This is a genomic window from Vibrio quintilis (assembly GCF_024529975.1).
In the GTDB taxonomy this organism is placed as follows: domain Bacteria; phylum Pseudomonadota; class Gammaproteobacteria; order Enterobacterales; family Vibrionaceae; genus Vibrio; species Vibrio quintilis.
Window position 1 is genome coordinate 642884 of record NZ_AP024897.1, and the last position, 20372, is coordinate 663255.

At 47.1% G+C, this 20372-nt stretch carries 15 protein-coding genes and 1 pseudogene; 13 read left to right on the forward strand and 3 right to left on the reverse strand.

The features are described from left to right. The 4 genes from fliH (at position 1) to OC443_RS03170 (ending at position 3436) form a co-directional block, all read left to right on the forward strand. A complete protein-coding gene (gene fliH, locus OC443_RS03155) occupies positions 1-810 on the forward strand; it encodes a flagellar assembly protein FliH (RefSeq protein WP_073580961.1) in 810 nt (269 codons plus the stop codon). Next, positions 807-2168: a flagellar protein export ATPase FliI gene (fliI, locus tag OC443_RS03160; RefSeq protein ID WP_073580962.1), complete on the forward strand. Its 1362-nt coding sequence runs from the start codon at positions 807-809 to the stop codon at positions 2166-2168. Before fliH ends, fliI begins: the two co-directional genes overlap by 4 nt. After that, a complete protein-coding gene (gene fliJ / locus OC443_RS03165; protein ID WP_073580963.1) occupies positions 2168-2611 on the forward strand; it encodes a flagellar export protein FliJ in 444 nt (147 codons plus the stop codon). Before fliI ends, fliJ begins: the two co-directional genes overlap by 1 nt. Before the next feature lie 486 nt (positions 2612-3097). Next, entirely contained in the window at positions 3098-3436 is a 339-nt protein-coding gene (locus OC443_RS03170) for a hypothetical protein (RefSeq protein WP_143169255.1), read from the forward strand. A 127-nt stretch (positions 3437-3563) separates the two neighbouring features. Here the strand turns inward: OC443_RS03170 and OC443_RS03175 are convergent, their stop codons facing one another. Together OC443_RS03175 and OC443_RS03180 are read right to left on the reverse strand one after the other, a co-directional pair. Beyond that, a complete protein-coding gene (locus tag OC443_RS03175; RefSeq protein WP_073580965.1) occupies positions 3564-8774 on the reverse strand; it encodes an AvrE-family type 3 secretion system effector in 5211 nt (1736 codons plus the stop codon). A gap of 201 nt (positions 8775-8975) precedes the next feature. Then, positions 8976-10157 carry a pectate lyase gene (locus OC443_RS03180; RefSeq protein WP_073580966.1) on the reverse strand — a complete coding sequence of 394 codons (1182 nt, stop codon included), beginning with the start codon at positions 10155-10157 and terminating at the stop codon, positions 8976-8978. A 311-nt stretch (positions 10158-10468) separates the two neighbouring features. Here OC443_RS03180 and tnpA (OC443_RS03185) point away from each other — a divergent pair, with 311 nt between their 5' ends. From tnpA (OC443_RS03185) to OC443_RS03200, 4 genes are all read left to right on the forward strand, one after another. Continuing rightward, complete coding sequence (gene tnpA, locus OC443_RS03185; protein WP_073580231.1) at positions 10469-10906, forward strand: IS200/IS605 family transposase; 438 nt, start codon at positions 10469-10471, stop codon at positions 10904-10906. 187 nt (positions 10907-11093) lie between these two features. After that, the gene (tnpA, locus tag OC443_RS03190; RefSeq protein WP_073580231.1) at positions 11094-11531 is read left to right on the forward strand and encodes an IS200/IS605 family transposase; all 438 of its coding nucleotides are present in this window, start codon (positions 11094-11096) and stop codon (positions 11529-11531) included. A 187-nt stretch (positions 11532-11718) separates the two neighbouring features. Beyond that, positions 11719-12156, forward strand: a complete 438-nt coding sequence (gene tnpA / locus OC443_RS03195) for an IS200/IS605 family transposase (protein ID WP_073580231.1) — start codon at positions 11719-11721, stop codon at positions 12154-12156. Positions 12157-12367: 211 nt separating this feature from the next. After that, positions 12368-13699: an IS4 family transposase gene (locus OC443_RS03200; RefSeq protein ID WP_073586003.1), complete on the forward strand. Its 1332-nt coding sequence runs from the start codon at positions 12368-12370 to the stop codon at positions 13697-13699. Positions 13700-13709: 10 nt separating this feature from the next. On the opposite strand, the pseudogene OC443_RS03205 reads toward OC443_RS03200, so the two are convergent. Further along, positions 13710-13940, reverse strand: a pseudogene (locus OC443_RS03205) (LysR family transcriptional regulator); the annotation flags it as partial. Between the two features lie 271 nt (positions 13941-14211). Here OC443_RS03205 and OC443_RS03210 point away from each other — a divergent pair. From OC443_RS03210 to eno, 5 genes are all read left to right on the forward strand, one after another. Next, positions 14212-14967 (forward strand): (Fe-S)-binding protein, encoded by a 756-nt coding sequence (locus tag OC443_RS03210; RefSeq protein WP_073586524.1) that lies wholly within the window; start codon positions 14212-14214, stop codon positions 14965-14967. After that, positions 14967-16391, forward strand: coding sequence for a LutB/LldF family L-lactate oxidation iron-sulfur protein (locus OC443_RS03215; RefSeq protein WP_073586523.1), 1425 nt, complete (start codon positions 14967-14969; stop codon positions 16389-16391). Before OC443_RS03210 ends, OC443_RS03215 begins: the two co-directional genes overlap by 1 nt. After that, positions 16388-17047 carry a LutC/YkgG family protein gene (locus OC443_RS03220; protein ID WP_073586522.1) on the forward strand — a complete coding sequence of 220 codons (660 nt, stop codon included), beginning with the start codon at positions 16388-16390 and terminating at the stop codon, positions 17045-17047. The genes OC443_RS03215 and OC443_RS03220 overlap by 4 nt, the downstream gene beginning before the upstream one ends. Before the next feature lie 299 nt (positions 17048-17346). Continuing rightward, entirely contained in the window at positions 17347-18987 is a 1641-nt protein-coding gene (locus OC443_RS03225; RefSeq protein WP_073586521.1) for a CTP synthase, read from the forward strand. Between the two features lie 82 nt (positions 18988-19069). Continuing rightward, entirely contained in the window at positions 19070-20371 is a 1302-nt protein-coding gene (gene eno / locus OC443_RS03230) for a phosphopyruvate hydratase (RefSeq protein ID WP_073586520.1), read from the forward strand. The last annotated feature ends 1 nt before the right edge of the window (position 20372 follow it).

A 20372-nucleotide genomic window follows, 5' to 3' on the forward strand; every position in this document is an offset into this window, starting at 1 on the left:
ATGAAGTCAGATAAACTCATGCACCTGATGCAGGGAAACTACCGGGCTTACCGTTTTCCGCCCATGGCTCAGCCGTTAAAGCTGCCGGGCGAATTGCCTGAATCCGATGATCAGTGGCTGGATGAGCAGGCCGTATTACAGGAAAAGCTCGAAGCCGGTTTCCAGCAGGGTGTTCAGCAGGGATACGATGAGGGTTTAATTCAGGGGATCGAACAGGGAAAACAGCAAGGGCTGCTGGAAGGGCAGAAAGAAGGCTTTCAGCGCGGGTTTGTTTCCGGGGAGCAATCCGGTAAGCAGACGTTTGTTGAAGCCGCGAAACCCGTTCATGATATTTATCAGACACTTTCCCGCTGGCTTGAAGAACGCGAACAGCAGCAGCGTCATATGATTTGTGAACTGGTACAGAAAGTTGCCCAGCAGGTGATTCGTGCCGAACTGACGCTGATGCCGCAACAGATTCTGTCTTTGGTGGATGAAACCCTTGAGGCGATGCCCGGAAAATCAGAATCAGTGACAGTGCATCTGAATCCACAGGATCTGGAGCGGATTAAGCAGATTAATGCGGACTTGCCTCAGGTGTGGAAACTGGTTGCCAATCCGGAACTACCGGCTGGTGGCTGCCAGCTGGTGACTGAGGATGCAGAAGCAGACGCAAGCTGTGACTCCCGCCTTCAGGCCTGTATGGATAATGTGAAACAGCATATGCTGGAAGAAATTACCGTCTTACCTGATGTATCTGCCGAAACTGAAGGTACCCCGGATACAGAAATGGCACAGAATGTTCAGGCAGAGGAAGAGGCTGTTGAATGAGTAATTCACGGGCTCAGCTCTTACTGTCTGAACGTCTGAATGAAGCGATTGCATCACTGGATTCGATCCCGGTTGCCCGGGTGACAGGCCGGCTGGTGAAAGTGAATGGCTTAATGATGCAGGCGGTCGGATGCCGGTTCAGGCTTGAACAACGTTGTCTGGTTGAAACCGCAGAAGGCAGCATGATCGAAGCACAGGTGGTTGGTTTTGATCATAATGTCGCTTATCTGATGCCGATCCGGCGGCTGGGTGGCTTGTTCGCCGGAGCTAAAGTTGTGCCGCTTGATGGCGACAGTACAGTACACATCGGCCACCAGTGGCTGGGACGGGTTGTGAATGGCCTGGGTGAAGTACTGGATGATGGTCCGGCTTTGAAAGGCGGGGAGCGCGTTTCTCTGGAAGCCCGGCAGATTAACCCGCTGAAACGCCGTCCGGTCGATACGCCGCTGGATGTCGGTGTCCGGACGATTAACGGTTTGCTGACGATTGGTAAAGGGCAGCGGATTGGTCTGATGGCCGGGAGTGGTGTCGGGAAAAGTGTGCTGCTTGGTATGCTGACAAAAAATACTCAGGCCGATGTGATTGTGGTCGGATTAATTGGTGAGCGGGGACGCGAAGTCCGCGAGTTTATTGAACGAAATCTGACGCCACAAGCGCGACAGAAAGCGATTATTATTGCCGCTCCGGCAGATGAATCGCCGTTAATGCGTCTCCGGGCAACTTTATTGTGTCACCGGGTTGCGGAATATTTCCGTGATCAGGGAAATGATGTCTTACTCCTGATGGACTCCCTGACCCGCTATGCGATGGCCCAGCGGGAAATTGCACTGGCTCTGGGCGAGCCGCCTGCCACCCGTGGCTATCCGCCTTCGGTGTTTGGCATCCTGCCTCAACTATTGGAACGGGCCGGAAACAGTGAGAACCCGGACGGAAGTTTAACCGCGATTTATACCGTACTGGCTGAAGGGGACGATCAGCTGGATCCCGTGGTAGATTCTGCCCGTGCGATTCTTGATGGTCATGTTGTCCTGTCGCGTCAGTTAGCAGAACAGGGCCATTATCCGGCGATTGATATCAATGCGTCGATTAGCCGTTGTATGACAGCTTGTACGCATCCTTCCCATGCGATGGTTGCCAGTCAGTTCCGCCATTTTTATGCTAATTATCTGCAGGTAAAAGAGTTGTTACCTCTTGGGGGGTATCAGCCGGGCCAGGATCCGGAGCTGGATCAGGCGGTTGCCATGTATCCGGGACTGAAAGCTTACCTGCAGCAGTCTGCGGATGAAACCATCAGCTACAATGACAGCCTGACTGAATTAGCGCATCTGTTTCAGGATAACGGAACCGGAGCTGTCTGATGGATGACTCAAAACTCAGGGCAGTTGGCCGGTTACAGCAAGTCGAAGAAAAGATGCGTGATCGCCTTGGTCAGCAGCTCGACACCATGCGTCAGCGTCAGCAAAACATGCAGGAGCAGCTTGAGCAGCTGGCAGATCTGAAATCCCACTCCGGCCAGTCAGCCAGAAGTGTACCTGCGTTGAACAGTGCGTTGCTGATGAACCTCAACCGGGTTGATCAGATGTTGCAGAAAATGTTGAGTCACCATGAGCAGGAAGAAGCGCTGATGGAGGCTGAGTGCCATTCAGTGCAGAAAGTACTGGAACACAAACATGCCCGGGTGAAAGGGCTGGAACAGGCGCTGGAGCGCTGGCGTACCCGGAAAAATTATGAAAAAGCAAGGAAAGAGCAGAAACTGGTCGAAGATATGATTAATGCCCGGTGCCGAAAGCGTGATCCATAGTGCTTGCACCCGTCCGGCAATTTTTTATACCATTTTTGCTGAGGATTGATTTCATGTTGGGCCTGACACGACAGGCGACAACTTCACATCTCCTGAAGCTATATTTTCGCTGCACAACCACCATGACAAATCACCATGAAAAATCATCGTGGACAATTGTCGAGAAGAAACGCCGCGAAGAAACGTCGTGAAAAACCGTCGTGAAAAAACAAAGTACCCTGGTTATTTATGCACCGGTTGACCGGTCTGGTTTTGTATAAACTTTGCTTTATCTTTTGTGATAGCTGACAGATATTTGTATATGACTTGTGATAATGCTCCGGAATATCAGAAAGAATGCTTGATAACCTTAGTGCTGAATATTTAATCATATAAAACTTATTTTAGGCATATAAATTCATTTGTTATCGGATTTTATGTTGTGTTGACTAAAAATTAGAGGGTTTTCTGATTATCGGTTCACCAAGATGTCAGATCATAAAAAAGATGATGCAATTCAGTTTTAACAGTGGGCTTTACAAAGCGACCCGCATCGCGGGACGCTCACATAATTTTCTGGCCATCCGGTTGTCTGATCTGAAACAGGACACGAAAGTAACGGCATTACCCGTGCTGCCAAATGAAGAGTTGAGAATCGAAGCGCAGGATGTTCTGGAGCAGGTCAGAAGCGGATTATTACTGATTAATGAAGAGGCCGGAAAAAATTACTACATTTCGGAAATTCAGTATATTCCTTCTGATACACATTCTCCGGATATTTATCAGACATTAGCAATCGAATTATTGCAGAGAATTCATTTAGGCGCGGTGTTTACCACGCCTTGAATTGAATGATCCGGTCAGGATGGCGGATTGATGTTTCAGAGAGTACCGGGCTTCATCCGGACCCTGATGTCGCCCTGGGATTTTAAAGGTGCCCCGCTTGTGCGGCGCACCGTTTCTGTGTCCGGATTTATGCACGAACATCCAGCCCTTCCATCTTCAGCGTACGAATCGCCTGTGCCAGCTCAGGTTCAGAATGAACGACTTCGCCGGATAACTCATACCCTTTAGGCATATTCTGGCTGGCACCGTATTTGAACGTGATCGTACCTGCATCCCGGCCCATTGATATGCTGTTGCTGCTGGTTCCGCCTGCCAGAGCGACCGGTGAACTAAAGCCTTCTTTATGCTGCCTGCTTTCTGTCACACCAATTGATTTAATTCGTCTGTTTTCCGGATTTTCCAGCGCTTTCTGAATATCTTTCAGTGATATTTTTCCCTGAACAAACGCTTCTTCCAGCCGGAGTTTGACGTCATCTTTCAACTCCAGTGTCACAGATGTTTTGGCATTTTTTCCTGATCGGGCCCGGTTCAGAAGTTCCGTAAATCCCGGGTCCTGTTCCATTAAATGGTGAACCTGTCTGGCGACCGCCATTTTATTACCGGATCCGAGTGAAGCACTGAGAAAATCAATCATTCCGGCTTTATCGAGGTGGGCCGGATTGCTGTGGCTGATCACCGCTTTGGGCTCGGACATCATGTCAGCCTGTTGATCGGCTGCCTTCTGCTGTGTGGTATGACTGCGTATTTTATTCAGGGCATCATACTGTTTGTCGTTCACCGGTGTGATTTGATGGTTGCCAAAAAAGTGCTGATTGAGTGCTTCAAGCTGTTTTGCCGGGGTTTCCTGTGCCTTTGCTGCTTTGAGTGCCGTTTTATTTTGCACGTCCGGAAATGCTTTTTCGAGACTATCAAACATGGTTTTTATTGCCGTATGAGAAACCGGTGCAGCCGGCGCTGTTTTGACTTCACCTTTCACACTGACTGAGTTATCGATGGAAACCGACACTGCGGCCTGAACATTGGCTGATACCGGCAATAAGCCATTTTCATCCTTATGAATATTGACTGAAGTCAGGCCAACAGAGGCCGATGCACTGGCGGAATTGAACAGACCACTTTTATCAGCCTGACTGGTGGCTGAGTTTTCAAGGCCGTGCTTGTGCATCTTTTCCTTGTTTACCCCTGCCAGATTCACTGAAGCGCTGATACCGGCACCCAGCCGGTCAGAATTGGATAACTGACCTGATTTGGCCATATCAGCCCCGGCACGGGCCTGCGCTGTGAGTGCCAGATCCAGGCTGAAATTCCATTTGTTACCATGAGTTGAGGTATGCTCTATGCCTTTATTCACCAGCTGATCCGGCGTAATTTTCCCGTTAGTCAGGCCATCAATGAACTGATCGATGTCTTTGCCCTGTACAGTGAAACTGACCTCATTATGCGTCACTTTACTCCCGCTGGCAGTCAGGCTGGCAACCAGAACAGCACCGGGTCTGAAGGTTTGCTGACCATCGTTGAATTTTTTACTCAGTTCACTGGCAGACTTGCCGCTGATTTCCGGCAGGACATCTTTGGCGGCACCGAATCCCAGTTTTCCTGAATAACCAAAGTTACTGCTGATCGTCACCTGAATACTGTCATTATCCTGCCCGCTAAAACTGATGTCATAGTTTCTTGCAATACCGGCACCGCCGGTTGGAAACATACCGACAATATGATCCAGTAAGGGGGCAGGTATAAAAGCGCCGGCCGTTTCTGCGCCGTAATTCCGGTTAATTGCGACCGAGTCAGAGGATTTTAACGAGTGAAGCAGTGACTTCATCTTTTGATTCAGTTCGGTTTGATCTGTGGCTTCCAGCGCAGCTTTGGTGATTTGGTTAACGCCATGTTCTGAGTCATTGAAAACCCGGATGAAATATTTGGTGGCATCATAATTGGCTTCCGCATCCTGATGACTTTGCATGCCCTGATCGGTGAAATGTTTGATCTGGTTTTTTCCGTAGAAGTCGTCGCGGATTTCTGATAATTGCTGTTGCAGCAAATCAATGCTTTCGCCATCTGAGAGATCACCCATCAGTTCGGCTGCGTTGAGTAAGTGATCCAGTTTTTGCATGGCCATGGTGTCGAGCACCAGGCGGGATTTGACCAGCGCCATCTGATCATTCGGATCCCGCTGACGACCCAGCGGGATCTCCGTTTTCTGGTGACTCATGTTCAGTTTATTATCGGTAAACTGCTGCAGCAGTTTCTCCGGATGACTTTGTTCGGATGAGGGGGCGTGTTTCCATGTATTTAACAGTTCGGCACTCAGATCATGCCCGGAACGGTTTGGATTCAGGGCCTGTGTGGCTGCTTTAAAGCGCGGTGGCTGATAATCCGTTTTGACTGCTCCGCTATCATTGAGAATGCCCTGATGCTGACCAAGTGACAGTAAACGGCTGTGTGCACTTTGTTCCAGCTCGTTGCGAAATGCTTCCAGCTGCTCTTTCAGAGAAGCGCCTGCTTCTCCGGTCTCTAACTGATCAATTCTGGTTTTGATATCTTTATCCGGTCTGGGCGGCAGCAGCCCGGATGCCAGTTGTTCCGTATGTTTATCGAGCATTTTAAACATACGTTGTTCTTGTTGATACAGACCGGTTAAGCCTGCCCGGCCTTTCCAGGTATGCTGAACTGAATTGGCAGCGGTTGTGAGCGGACGGGGGACTTCCAGCGTTGGTTTAAACACGTGAGCTTTCAGCCGGGATTTAAAGCTGGTGCTGACCTGATGGCTTTCCAGCCCGGAAAAGCCACCGGCTTCTGCCGTGACCTGATATTGTCCGCCATGCTTGTTCAGTTTAAAGTTTTTGGTTCCGGCTGATAAATGATCAAAGAGCTGATCCCGGATGCTGCTCTGGCTGTTATCCTGTACCTGAGCTTCTGTTGATGTGTTCGTTTTCCACTGATCCTGCACTTTGGATAGCGTTTCACCCTGATCGGTCGTCAGGGTGATCTGACGACTGGCATTCAGATCCAGATGCGTGATTTGCTGGCCTTCCGGCAATTCAGGTAAGGTATGTTCCTGCCACTGAATATCCGTTTCCTGACGATGGGGTCTTTGCCAGTCGCGGGCTTGCAGCGTAAATAATTTTCCATCCTCCGTGAGTGCGTGCAGTGTCTGACTTTCGTCAACACTCAGTTGTTTGATTTCTCCGGACACGCCATGCTGGCTGATATTCAGTGGCGGATGAGCCGGTTTTTCTGTGCCGGGTTTGAGCCGGGTATAAGTCAGCTGGCCATTTTCATCCAATGTGATATGGCGGTGATTATTGAGGACTGCGGCGGCTTTGATTTTTCCTTCGGGTGTGCCTTTCGGACCTTCATCGAGTTTCGGCTTACCGCGGGACTGACTCAGGGTAAACATATCGCTGTGGCCAAAGCCGATGGTTTCGGTTTTTTGCTGAAAGGTGATTTTCTTTAATTCACCATCTTTGATGGCATAGGGCAGACCATCTCTGCCCCGGTGTAATCCTTCAATTTTATCATCGACTTTCACCCATTGACGGGTCATCTTGTCTTTCGCAAACAGCTTACCGTCATGGGCAGCCAGCTCGCCTCTCTGGCCGAAGTTTTGCACATGGATTTTGTCCTCGCCGGCGGGCATCAGTCCCTGCTGATTATCCAGATGCAGCACATCGGTTAAATTCCAGCCGGGCCGGAAGGTTTGTTTGTTCGGATTCAGCGGACAGGCATGGGTGTGATCGTGTTTGTCTTTGGCCAGCAGGGAAATACCGCCTTCACCGTGGTGAGTAAATCCTTCAAACTGAATATCCTGACCCAGCAGATGTTTCAGCCGGGTCGTGTCGACCGGCTTAAAGTGAGCTTCTTTTCCTGATGCCGGTAGCGGTGCCGCCAGCAGGTTGTTTTTCTGATCGATGGCAAATAACTGGTCATCAGTCATGCCGACTTTTGCCAGGTGGAGGGCAGTCTCTGATGAGGATGAAGCATGCAGATGAGTGGTCAGTTCTGTCGTTTCATCCGCTTTGGCCGTCAGTGAGGTCATGATGGTTAATTTTCCGGGCTGGTCGTCTTCCTGCTTAAGCAGGCAGGCAATTCTGCCGGATTGGCTCATACTGAAACTGGTGATCTCCTGACCGGTGTCTTCACCCTCCTGACCGGAACTGATACTGACCAGCTGTTGTTTGTTTTTCAGGCCATAGAGCTGGTGGTCTCCCTGCGTTGACAGCTGGCTGATATCGCTGTCATGTTTTTCCCAGACGCCCTGATCATTTAACTGATGCAGTTGACTGTGATGCATCCGGAAGTGCCGGCCCTGATCGTCTGTGTGGACGCCGGTTGCAACCGACAGGTAACTTTTTTCTCCCACCGGCTGACCCGATTGTGTCAGGTGCGTGTGCAGAGATTCGGGCACCTTTTGCGGATTGATCATGGGGGTTGAACTGTGCAGCGCAATCAGACCGGTTTCAGAATGACTGGCGATTTCAAAAACCCGTCCCTGTTTGTCCAGCATCAGTTGCTCTTGTCCGTCCTGATGACTTTCATGGGCAATGTAGTGGCGGGAGGGTTCATTGAATGCAGCTGTCAGAATCGTTGCGACAGCGGGTGACATCTCTTTATCCGGCATCAGCCGGCCATTTTTGAGGTTGAAGCGGGGCGTTTCCAGCACTTTTCCCTGCTCCGGATCAATGCCTTCATGGTCACCTTCTTCAATCGCAGGCAGATGATTTTGTTGCTTTATTTGCTCTTTGCGTTGCTGATATACCTGAAAGTGCTGATTCAGTTCTGTATGGGTACCAATAATGTCAGTGTCCACGCCTTCATGAGCACTCTCTTCAATTGCCGGCAGATGTCTGGCTGCTTCAGCCACTGCCTGACGTTGTTTGAAAGCTTCAAAGTGTTGTGTGACTTCCGGATCTTCAGCATCTGAAGTCATACTTGCGTCAGTGGCAGAAGCGGATGACAGCGGTTCTTGTCGTCTGCTGTCTTCCGCGGCAAATAAATCGCCCAGCGATTGCCGGTGAGACAGGGCTTGTGTGGCTCTTTGTTCCGGCTGGATCTCTGAAGAGGTGGCTTTCTCTTTACCTGTACCAAAACCAAAGAAGCGCTTTAGTCCGGATAATGTCTGGTTTTTCGTTCGCGCGACGGGCTGGTTATCCGGCGTTGTGGTCCGTTGAGTCAGTTGTGTCGGTGCAGTGGACTGACTGCCCTGACGGGCAAGGGAAATGACTTCACCATGCTGAGCCACTTTATTTTTTTGTACCAGATGAAGAGAATGATGTCTTTGACTGGATGTTGCCTGTATCTGATCAATATGATGAAGGCTGGTACTTTGAATTCTCATGGGTAATTTCCTCTGTCGCAGAGATGTCAATGCCAGCGCCTGTTGACTGCTGTCGTTAAAACGACACCAAAGAGCAACGGGCTTGATTGGACTGGTGATAAAATGATGATGCCGGCCCGACAAAGACTGACTTTATCTGCCGGCATGCTTTTCGCCTTGCTTAACAAACGTTCGTTGCAGAACGCTTATCTGATGAGCGGGTTACGAAATATGTAATGCGCCTGAGTCCGGCAGCTTGTACATGCCTTTCACATTTTCAGTTTTGACGTTATGTGCGGTGACGCTGACACTGTTACTGTCACTCTGGACCAGCGCATGTTTACCATTCGTGGCGGTGACATTGTTCAGCTGAATATCCCAGTCACCCTGCTGTCCGCCGTTGGTGCGTACCAGTTTGCCAAAATCATCGGCCTGCACATTATCTAAAATGAGTTTACCGGGGGCATTCAGCTGGAAGATTTTATCGTCAGCACCTTTGGCACTGCTGTTGGATATTTCGATGGTGCCGCTTTTTTTCATCGTCAGGGCATCTTCCCCGACATTGGTCCAGTGCACATTATCAAGTTTTGCATCTCCCCGGACATGAATGCCATCGGCTTCGTTATCTCCCAGTACGACATTTTTCAGGGAAGCACCGTCTTCAAGAATAAACAGGGGTTTTTGATCTTCAGACTGACCACCATCGCCGAGTTTACTGCTGGCCGTGAATGTTTTGCCTTTGCCATCGAATGTTTCCCCGGCTTTCACCACGATGGGTTCGTTAATCACGGTCGCATCTGAAGCCGCCTCCGGGAACATGGTGTGGCTGACACTGCCTGTCGGGCTGGCTGAACCTGCCTCACCCGTGTCAGCAGACGCTGCTGATGAAAGCGGACTCTGTTCACTCAATGCCGGAGCACTGCCGCTCTGAGGTGATTGCGGATGACCAAAAGTACCCGGATTGTTATCCATCATTTTGCCGATTTCTTTGGTCAGCGGTTGCGTGGGTGCAGAGACCTGTCCCTCACCGTTGCCGCTTTGCTGAATGGCATTTTTCATCAGATCCGAGCCCAGATTCTGCATGACATTGTCAGCTTTTCCGGTATTACCCAGGCTGTTTTGCGGGCTGCCTTCCTGAGTCTCTCCGTTCTGGCCTTGTTTGAGTAAGGTTTCCAGCAAAGCCATAATCAGCTCTGAAAGCATGGAGGAGACTTTATCGCTGCCTTGTTGCTGGTTGTTTGCACCGGCATCCTGAAGCGCTGGTGTTTTGTCTGACTGCTGAGGTGCGGCAAGTTCGTTTAAACCGTCTGCAGTCGAAGAAATACGTAAATTAAGATTAATCATTGCTGTTTTCTCTCTTTGATTGAGCTGGCCGGAACCTGCAACGGATCCGAAGGTTTGCATCCTGCACCGTTCAGAATTTGATAGTCGCGGTGAAAGCATTATTTGGGTGGAAGCTGCGGGTGAAATGGTTCCTTTGACATGAATAAAAACTGTCCATCAATGCGCAGCTCACACCGGAAATGAACCGCATGACTGTGATGTGAGGAGATGCCCGGAGAGAAAAACAAAACCCCGCAAAAGCGGGGTTTTCATTGTCATCCCTAAACCACCGCCTTGGGCGGTGGTGATTGAACCTTGGGGCTATTGCCCGAAGAAATGCCCATGTTAGAAGTAAACCTCTTATTCACCACAAGTAAGAGGAAACAAAAAACATGGGCGACTATAGAAGTTCATCACATGTCTATTGGCGTTGTAAATACCATATAGTTTGGACGCCGAAATACAGATTCAAGATCCTGAAAGGTAACGTAGGTAAGGAGCTTTATCGCTCAATCTATATTTTATGCAATATGAAAGATTGCGAGGTCTTGGAACTAAATGTTCAGCAAGATCATGTTCATCTGGTTGTGATAGTTCCACCAAAAGTGTCTATCTCAACGTTGATGGGGATGTTGAAAGGACGTTCGGCAATCCGGTTGTTTAACAAATTCCCGCATATAAGAAAGAAGCTCTGGGGAAATCATTTTTGGGCAAGAGGTTACTTTGTCGATACGGTTGGCGTAAATGAAGAAATCATCAGACGTTACGTCAGACACCAAGATAAGAAAGATCAAGAATACGAGGCGCAGTTAGAGTTGAAGATGAACTAACAGCGCGAGAATGCTCCCTTTCAGGGGGCTGTAAACCAAAGCCGCCTTCTAAGAAGGCGGATTTTTACTGTCATCCCTAAACCACCGCCTTGGGCGGTGGTGATTGAACCTTGGGGCTATTGCCCGAAGAAATGCCCATGTTAGAAGTAAACCTCTTATTCACCACAAGTAAGAGGAAACAAAAAACATGGGCGACTATAGAAGTTCATCACATGTCTATTGGCGTTGTAAATACCATATAGTTTGGACGCCGAAATACAGATTCAAGATCCTGAAAGGTAACGTAGGTAAGGAGCTTTATCGCTCAATCTATATTTTATGCAATATGAAAGATTGCGAGGTCTTGGAACTAAATGTTCAGCAAGATCATGTTCATCTGGTTGTGATAGTTCCACCAAAAGTGTCTATCTCAACGTTGATGGGGATGTTGAAAGGACGTTCGGCAATCCGGTTGTTTAACAAATTCCCGCATATAAGAAAGAAGCTCTGGGGAAATCATTTTTGGGCAAGAGGTTACTTTGTCGATACGGTTGGCGTAAATGAAGAAATCATCAGACGTTACGTCAGACACCAAGATAAGAAAGATCAAGAATACGAGGCGCAGTTAGAGTTGAAGATGAACTAACAGCGCGAGAATGCTCCCTTTCAGGGGGCTGTAAACCAAAGCCGCCTTCTAAGAAGGCGGATTTTTACTGTCATCCCTAAACCACCGCCTTGGGCGGTGGTGATTGAACCTTGGGGCTATTGCCCGAAGAAATGCCCATGTTAGAAGTAAACCTCTTATTCACCACAAGTAAGAGGAAACAAAAAACATGGGCGACTATAGAAGTTCATCACATGTCTATTGGCGTTGTAAATACCATATAGTTTGGACGCCGAAATACAGATTCAAGATCCTGAAAGGTAACGTAGGTAAGGAGCTTTATCGCTCAATCTATATTTTATGCAATATGAAAGATTGCGAGGTCTTGGAACTAAATGTTCAGCAAGATCATGTTCATCTGGTTGTGATAGTTCCACCAAAAGTGTCTATCTCAACGTTGATGGGGATGTTGAAAGGACGTTCGGCAATCCGGTTGTTTAACAAATTCCCGCATATAAGAAAGAAGCTCTGGGGAAATCATTTTTGGGCAAGAGGTTACTTTGTCGATACGGTTGGCGTAAATGAAGAAATCATCAGACGTTACGTCAGACACCAAGATAAGAAAGATCAAGAATACGAGGCGCAGTTAGAGTTGAAGATGAACTAACAGCGCGAGAATGCTCCCTTTCAGGGGGCTGTAAACCAAAGCCGCCTTCTAAGAAGGCGGATTTTTACATGCCCGGTGACGCGTTCCCCATATCCGGCAATAGAATTAACCGCCTCCTGGGCTAACTCCGATCAGTTAAGTAAATGATCAGTTGAACGATCCTGTGGTTGGTTGAAAATACCCTCAAGCATTTATGTTTGAGGGTATTTTTATGTTGGCTCACTGGCTTATTGATGTTGATGACTTTGCTTCTCCGGAATCTCTTGCACTCTTTCAAAAAGAGCTTCCACTAGAGTGGATAAATCAAGCACTTGATGAAACAAATAAAGCGAGCATGAGGCGGCGAAAGCTACCTGCTGAGCTCGTAGTCTGGCTCGTTGTTGGAATTGGTTTGTACCGTGACCGGCCTATTACTGATGTACTTGATAAATTAGATCTGAAGCTTTCTAATTCTCTGGGAGAGTCCATTGCTCCAAGCGCTATACCCCAAGCAAGAAAGCGATTAACAGCCAAACCTCTCGAAGCCCTATTCTCTTTAACAGCCGAGCATTGGACAGGTGCGGAAGACAATAAAGATACATGGTATGGGCTGAGACTTTTCTCGGTCGATGGCACCCAGTTTAGAACGCATGATACCAGTCCTCTGGCCGAACATTTTCATTACGTTAAACACAGCAAAACTCGCCATACCGAATACCCTATTGTCAGATTATGTGCACTTTGCTCCCTACGCAGCCGTCTACTCTATAATGTTGCTTTTGGCCCAAGTTCTACAGGCGAAGTGAACTATGCAAAGCAGCTCATTCCCTCAGTTCCTGCCAACTCCCTTACTATTTTTGACCGATGCTACCTAAGTGCAGAGCTGATGATTAACTGGTCACGACAACACGGTTCAAGCCATTGGATGACCCCGATAAAATCTAATACTCAGTATGAAGTTATCGAACAGCTGGATGAGGAGGGTCGAGATTTAATAGTGGAGATGAGCGTCTCTCAACATGCATTAAGGCAAGACCCGAGCCTACCTGAAAAATGGCAAGCAAGGCTCGTTCTTTACCCGGAGCAAGAGCAACCCAACCATATCAAAGGGCTCCTTACCTCTCTAACCGACAGCCAGTATAGTCTCCAATCTCTGCTTGATGTCTATTTTGAGCGGTGGGAAGTTGAGAACAGCTACGGCGAAATAAAGCACGATATGCTTGAGGATGAAGTGTTACTGCGAAGCCAGTCAGTTGAGGGAGTGGAACAAGAAATATGGGGAATACTTATCGCCTACAACCTTGTTCGTTTGGAGATAAGCCGTATTGCTAAAGAGGCAGGGGTATCACCTTTGCGGATCAGTTTTATGATGGCGCTTCGAGATATCCAGGACGAGCTCATGTGGTGTGCAATAGCTTCACCAGGCTCGATCCCCAAAAAACTGAGGGCGATGCGTGAACGTGTAAAACGCTACATCTTGCCTGAGCGAAAAAAACGGCCCAAATCAAGGACCGTTCGTATAAGTAAGACCCGCTATCCAGTTCGCTCCAAGCACCTTAAGTGATAGGAGTTACCTCCTGGGCGGCTGTCTGGACATTCCGGGCGCCGTGAAGCAAAACCCTGCCAGCTTCAGTCAGAGTCAGTTTTCTGGTGGTTCTGTACAAGAGCTGAACGCCTAACTCCTCTTCCAGATGTTTGATATGTTTGCTGACCACTGAGTTGGTCAGATTATATTTGGCTGCAACTTTACTGAAGCTTCCCAGTTCGACTACAGAAGAAAATAAAATTAAATCGTCGGCTTTCATCGGGTGATTAAAATAATTCGATTATTGGATTTTGAGAATGAATTATTTTCATTATTTCTCTGTTTCCACAGAAAAGAAAAGAGTAAAGTTAACCTGCATTTAATGATATTTGATGCATATCAAAACAAACAAAGGTAATCATCAAAAAAAAGATATTAATTTCAGTTTAAATATTGCCATTATTCATGTGTTATCCCCCCAAACTCCTTTATTGAGCAGGTTATTTTCCTGCAATTGAATAATGGCTTCTCTTTTTCCTGAGGAGGTAATGATGCGTATTTACCCCGCTAAGCCTGAAAAGGTGTATTTCTATTCAACTTGCCTGGTTGACCTCTTTGATCCGGATGCTGGTTTAAGTGCAATTGCTTTACTTAAGCAGCAGGGAATTGAGGTGATTTATATAGAAAAGCAGACTTGTTGCGGGCAACCTGCTTACACTTCTGGCTACGATGATGAAGCCAGAGAAATCGCTCAGCACCAGATGAAACTCTTTCCTGAACCATATCCTGTTATTGTTCTCTCCGGTTCATGTGGCGGCATGATGCATGATCATTATCAGCGCCTGTTTAAAGATCATCCCTGTGAATCACAGGTGAAAGCGTTTTGTGACAGGGTTTTTGAGTTAACTGAATTTCTGGTTAATGTTTGCCATGCACAATTCACAGACAATGGAGAGCCCACTTCAGTTGTGATGCATACCTCGTGTTCTGCCCGGCGGGAAATGAATGTTCATATCACAGCTACTCAATTGATCAATCAACTGGAAAACGTTGAGCTTAAAATTCAGAACTACGAGAGTGATTGCTGTGGTTTCGGTGGGACATTTGCTGTACGGCATCCTCAGATATCACAGGCCATGGTTGAAGATAAAGTTGCTCACCTTCTTTCAACCGGTGCAGAGTATCTGGTCAGCGCAGACTGGGGATGTTTACTCAATATTAACGGTTCGCTGAAGTATCAGGACCATCCCCTTCAGGGGCGTCATCTGGCCACATTTCTTCTTGAACGAACACAAGGAGCCGGATAATGACTCAATCACCTCAATACTTTTATTTGCAAGCTGAAAAGGCACTTGCTGATCAACAGTTAAGAGAAAATTTTCGCGGGGCGATGGATGACTTGCGGAATAAGCGGAAAAACGCATTTTCTGATCCGGAAGAAGAAGCACTGATCCGTACGACGGCTGAAGGCATTCGTCAGCGTTGTCTCAGTAAGCTGCCGGATCTTCTGGAACAACTGGAAGCAAACTGTATAAAAAATGGCATTCAGGTTCACTGGGCCGAAAGTCCGGCTCAGGCGAATGAAATTGTTGCCGGGATTGCTCAGTCACATCAGGCAAAACATATCATCAAAGGTAAATCCATGGTCAGTGAAGAGGTCGAACTGAACCATGAAATGGACAAGCTGGGTATTGAATGTCTCGAAAGTGATATGGGAGAATTTATCATTCAGCTGGATGGCGATAAGCCATCACATATCATCATGCCAGCCATTCACAAAAATAAGCAGCAGGTGAGTGATACATTTGAGCAGCATTTACCTGACTTTACACCGACAACGGATGTTGATGAATTAATTCAGGCTGCCCGTCAATATCTGAGGAAAAAATTTCTGCAGGCTGATATTGGGTTATCCGGAGTCAACTTTGCTGTCGCTGAAACCGGCACGCTATGTCTGGTGGAAAATGAAGGGAATGGCCGGATGTCCACAACCATTCCTGATGTGCATGTGGCAATAACCGGAATCGAGAAAGTGATTGAATTTCTTGGTGATTTACCTCCTCTGCTTAGCGCCGTTTGCCGCTCAGGGACCGGGCAGGCACTGACAACATATATTAATATGATTTCTTCTCCCCGCAGGGAAGGAGAGAAAGATGGCCCGCGGGAAGTTCACCTTGTGTTGTTAGATCACGGGCGAAGTCAGGCTTATGCAGATACAGAATTGCGTCAGACCCTGCAGTGTATCCGGTGCGGGGCATGTATGAATCATTGTCCGGTTTATGCCCGTATTGGTGGTCATGCATACGGAACTGTTTATCCAGGCCCCATCGGAAAAATTATCTCTCCGCATTTGCTGGGGTTAAAACCAACCAAAGATCTGATCACTGCTTCCAGCCTTTGCGGGGCGTGCAGTGATGTCTGTCCGGTCCGTATACCGATTCCTAAGCTTCTCATGCGGTTGCGAAGAGAGTCAAAGCATTCATCTTCGGGCGCATTGCCTCTGGACGGGCAAAAATCCTCTTTCAAGCCGACAGAAAAACTGGTAATGAAATCATTTGCTTACGTCGCAACTCACCCGGCTATTTATCAGCTCGGAACGAAAACTGCGACAACATTACGCAAACTCATGCCATCCAGCCTCGGTCCGTGGACGTCTTGTCGTACTGCGCCGGAACCTGCATCCAAAACGTTGCGTCAAATCCTGAAACAGCGTGCTTCGGAGGATTTATGAATACAGTGAAAGATCAGATATTGGCACGGCTTCGTACCGCTGGTGCTCCCCCAATTCATGCTGAACCTGTTTCTTCGTCGTCATGGGGTCACATGTATCAGATAGATGAAGAGCAAATGGTTAACTGTTTTTGTCAGGCATTGACTGACAATCATGCTCAGGTGTCAACTATTCAGCTCGCTGATTTACCCGATACATTACAGCGCTTATGTCTGGAAAAAGGATGGCAGCGGGCTGTAACAGGTTATGAAGGTGTTTATCTGGAGAGCATTCATCAAGGGTTGTCAGCAATCGATGTCACAGAATATCGTCAGCCATTTGAAACATGGAAAGAGGATCTGTTTCACAATATTGATGTTGGCGTTACCCATACTGTTGCTGGTATTGCTGATACTGGTGCTTTAGTTTTAAAACCGGACTCAGCGGAACCCAGAACACTTTCCCTGGTTCCTCCCTGCCATGTTGCAATTCTTCGTCAGTCTGATCTGTTTGTAAGCCTGAGTCAGGCCATGACCAGGCAAAGCTGGTCACAGGAAATGCCGGCAAATCTTCTGTTGATATCCGGCCCGTCAAAAACGGCGGATATACAAAGGACGTTGGCTTATGGTGCCCACGGGCCGGCAGAATTAATCGTAATTATTTTGTCAGATCAATAAGTGATCATCAGTATGTTAACTATTTGAATTGAAATGAAGTTGGTTTTATCTTATAGCTGCAACGAGGGAGCCATCATTTTTTGAGGTGAATCCGGAAGTAAAGTTGAGCTGGTGTGATTTGTAGCTCGTGAAAAATGAACTACAGTATTAGAAACTGCTCTAAAGGATTTGATTTGAAGCAAAAAATAAAAAATGGTTCTGTGATAGGTTTCACGTTGTGGTGGTAATGGTGATCTGGTATATTTATATCCCGTCCAGAAAAAACTCATTTCCCTCATTCAACCAATTTCAGGTTAAACATGACGACAAAGTATATTTTTGTGACTGGCGGGGTTGTATCCTCTCTAGGTAAAGGTATTGCAGCAGCATCGCTTGCAGCTATTTTAGAAGCGCGTGGTCTGAAAGTGACCATTATGAAGCTTGATCCTTATATTAATGTGGATCCCGGTACAATGAGTCCGACACAGCACGGCGAAGTTTTTGTGACGGAAGATGGTGCAGAGACGGATCTAGATTTGGGTCACTATGAGCGCTTTATCCGTACCAAAATGACCAAGCGAAATAATTTTACTGCGGGTCGGGTTTACGCGGATGTATTGCGTAAAGAACGTCGTGGAGATTACCTTGGTGCAACGATTCAGGTGATTCCTCATATTACCAATGCGATTAAAGATCGCATCGTGGCTGGTGCTGAAGGCCATGATGTAGCCATTGTTGAAATTGGTGGTACGGTTGGTGATATTGAATCACTGCCTTTTATGGAAGCGATTCGTCAGCATGCCGTTGAAATTGGTCGTGAAAATGCACTCTTCATGCATTTGACTCTGGTGCCCTATCTTGCTGCAGCCGGAGAAGTTAAGACCAAACCTACACAACACTCTGTGAAAGAATTACTGTCTATCGGTATTCAGCCAGATATTCTGGTATGCCGTTCAGACCGGATTATCCCTGCGAATGAACGTAAGAAGATAGCGCTTTTCTGTAATGTGCCGGAAAAAGCAGTTATTTCAATGAAAGACGTTGATTCGATCTATAAAATTCCTCAGTTAATCAGATCTCAGGGGCTGGATGATTTAGTCTGTGCCAGATTTGGTATTGAAGCACCTGAAGCTAACCTGTCTGAATGGGAGCAGGTGATTTACGAAGAAGCCAATTCGATCGGCGAAGTAACGGTTGGTATGGTGGGTAAATATATTGCTCTGCCTGATGCTTATAAATCCGTGAATGAAGCATTGAAGCATGCTGGCTTGAAAAACCGCCTGAGCGTACATATTAAGTATGTAGATTCTCAGGATTTAGAAACAAAAGGAACAGAACTTCTTGATGGTTTAGATGCCATCCTTGTTCCTGGTGGTTTTGGTGACCGGGGGATTGAAGGTAAAATCCTGGCCGCAAAATATGCCCGTGAAAATAAAGTTCCGTATTTGGGAATCTGTCTGGGAATGCAGGTTGCGTTGATTGACTATGCCCGCAATGTTGCTGGTATGGAAGGCGCGCATTCGACAGAATTCAGTAAGGAAACTCAGTTTCCGGTTGTCGGGTTAATAACTGAATGGATTGATGCAGAAGGTAATGTTGAAGAACGTTCTGAGCAATCTGATTTAGGTGGAACGATGCGTCTTGGTTCTCAGCTTTGTCATTTAGAAGAAGGTACAAAAGTGAATCAGATGTATGGCAGTAAAACCATTCATGAGCGTCACCGCCATCGTTATGAAGTAAACAATTTACTGCGCCCTGAAATTGAAAGAGCCGGGCTGAAAGTGTCTGGTTTATCTGCGGATAAGAAGTTGGTTGAAGTGATTGAAAACCCTGATCATCCATGGTTTGTCGCTTCTCAGTTCCACCCCGAATTTACGTCTACACCGCGGGATGGTCATCCGTTATTTACAGGATTTATAAAAGCCGCTGGTGAATATCAGCGCAGCAATATTGATGAGTAAAAGGACAAGGGTAACCGGGTTAAAATATAGAAGCCCGGTTACCTGCTAATTTGACATTTAAATTCAAAGAGAGGAAACATTAATGTCTAAGATCGTTAAAGTTCTGGGTCGTGAAATCATTGATTCTCGCGGTAATCCAACTGTCGAAGCAGAAGTTCACCTGGAAGGCGGTTTCGTAGGTATGGCTGCTGCACCATCAGGTGCATCAACTGGTTCTCGTGAAGCGCTTGAACTACGTGATGGCGATAAATCACGTTTTCTGGGTAAAGGCGTACTGAAAGCTGTTGAAGCGGTCAACGGTCCAATCGCTGAAGCTTTGGTTGGTAAAGATGCTAAAGCACAAGCAGACATCGACCAAGTTATGATCGACTTAGATGGTACTGAAAACAAGTCAAAATTCGGTGCAAACGCAGTTCTGGCTGTATCCCTTGCAAACGCTAAAGCAGCAGCTGCTGCGAAAGGCCAGCCTCTTTATGAGCATATTGCAGAATTAAATGGTACTCCTGGTCAATTCTCTATGCCTCTGCCAATGATGAACATCATTAACGGTGGTGAGCACGCAGATAACAACGTTGATATCCAGGAATTTATGATTCAGCCTGTTGGTGCAAAAACTCTGAAAGAAGCACTGCGTATTGGTGCTGAAGTATTCCATAACCTTGCTAAAGTATTGAAAGGTAAAGGTCTGAACACAGCTGTTGGTGATGAAGGTGGTTTTGCACCTAACCTTGAGTCTAACGCTGCTGCACTTGCTGCGATCAAAGAAGCTGTTGAAAAAGCAGGCTATGAGTTGGGTAAAGATGTGACTCTGGCTATGGACTGTGCTGCTTCTGAATTTTATGACAAAGAAAAAGGTATTTATGATCTGAAAGGTGAAGGTAAAACTTTCTCATCTGAAGATTTCTCTAAATATCTTGAAGGCCTGGTTGCTCAATACCCAATCGTTTCTATTGAAGATGGTCTTGATGAGTCTGACTGGGATGGTTTCAAATTCCAAACTGAATTGCTGGGCGATAAAATCCAGTTAGTTGGTGATGACCTGTTCGTTACAAATACTAAGATTCTGAAAGAAGGTATCGAAAAAGGTGTTGCGAACTCTATCCTGATTAAATTCAACCAAATCGGTTCTTTGACTGAAACTTTGGCTGCAATCAAAATGGCGAAAGATGCTGGCTACACAGCGGTTATCTCTCACCGTTCTGGTGAAACAGAAGATGCAACAATTGCTGATCTTGCTGTAGGTACTGCTGCCGGTCAAATTAAGACGGGTTCTATGAGCCGTTCTGACCGTGTTGCTAAGTACAACCAGCTGATTCGTATCGAAGAAGCGTTGGGTGAACGTGCCCCGTTCAACGGTTTGAAAGAAGTGAAAGGTCAGGCTTAAT

Coding starts and splice junctions, on each gene's coding strand:
- fliH (WP_073580961.1), top strand. CDS start 1: ATGAAGTCAGATAAACTCATGCACCTGATGCAGGGAAACTACCGGGCT.
- fliI (WP_073580962.1), top strand. CDS start 807: ATGAGTAATTCACGGGCTCAGCTCTTACTGTCTGAACGTCTGAATGAA.
- fliJ (WP_073580963.1), top strand. CDS start 2,168: ATGGATGACTCAAAACTCAGGGCAGTTGGCCGGTTACAGCAAGTCGAA.
- OC443_RS03170 (WP_143169255.1), top strand. CDS start 3,098: ATGATGCAATTCAGTTTTAACAGTGGGCTTTACAAAGCGACCCGCATC.
- OC443_RS03175 (WP_073580965.1), bottom strand. CDS start 8,774: ATGAGAATTCAAAGTACCAGCCTTCATCATATTGATCAGATACAGGCA.
- OC443_RS03180 (WP_073580966.1), bottom strand. CDS start 10,157: ATGCAAACCTTCGGATCCGTTGCAGGTTCCGGCCAGCTCAATCAAAGA.
- tnpA (WP_073580231.1), top strand. CDS start 10,469: ATGGGCGACTATAGAAGTTCATCACATGTCTATTGGCGTTGTAAATAC.
- tnpA (WP_073580231.1), top strand. CDS start 11,094: ATGGGCGACTATAGAAGTTCATCACATGTCTATTGGCGTTGTAAATAC.
- tnpA (WP_073580231.1), top strand. CDS start 11,719: ATGGGCGACTATAGAAGTTCATCACATGTCTATTGGCGTTGTAAATAC.
- OC443_RS03200 (WP_073586003.1), top strand. CDS start 12,368: ATGTTGGCTCACTGGCTTATTGATGTTGATGACTTTGCTTCTCCGGAA.
- OC443_RS03210 (WP_073586524.1), top strand. CDS start 14,212: ATGCGTATTTACCCCGCTAAGCCTGAAAAGGTGTATTTCTATTCAACT.
- OC443_RS03215 (WP_073586523.1), top strand. CDS start 14,967: ATGACTCAATCACCTCAATACTTTTATTTGCAAGCTGAAAAGGCACTT.
- OC443_RS03220 (WP_073586522.1), top strand. CDS start 16,388: ATGAATACAGTGAAAGATCAGATATTGGCACGGCTTCGTACCGCTGGT.
- OC443_RS03225 (WP_073586521.1), top strand. CDS start 17,347: ATGACGACAAAGTATATTTTTGTGACTGGCGGGGTTGTATCCTCTCTA.
- eno (WP_073586520.1), top strand. CDS start 19,070: ATGTCTAAGATCGTTAAAGTTCTGGGTCGTGAAATCATTGATTCTCGC.